At 62.9% G+C, this 294-nt stretch carries 1 protein-coding gene; it reads left to right on the top strand.

What is annotated here, in order from left to right:
• Positions 1-294, top strand: a 294-nt coding sequence (locus ACLEJQ_RS25835) for an AMP-binding protein (protein ID WP_440799947.1), incomplete at both ends; no start/stop codon positions are given.

Below are 294 nucleotides of genomic sequence, written 5' to 3'. Positions count from 1 at the left end.
GCGAGGCCTGCGCCGACAGCCGCAGCAACACCTTGCGCTACGTGGTGTTCGGTGGCGAAGCGCTGGACGTGAAGAGCCTGCGCCCGTGGTTCGAGCGCTTCGGCGATACGGCACCGCAATTGATCAACATGTACGGCATCACCGAAACCACCGTGCACGTAACCTACCGTCCGTTGTCCCTGGCTGATCTGGAACAGGACGCCAGCAGCCCGATTGGCGAACCCATCGCCGACCTGTCGTGGTACTTGCTGGATGGCGATCTGAACCCGGTGCCCAAAGGCTGCATTGGCGAGC

The sequence above is a fragment of the Pseudomonas sp. SMV71 genome (assembly GCF_052042015.1).
Lineage (GTDB): Bacteria > Pseudomonadota > Gammaproteobacteria > Pseudomonadales > Pseudomonadaceae > Aquipseudomonas.
Note: the sequence above shows the minus strand (reverse complement) of the source record. Positions and strands in the feature narration are given on the sequence as shown.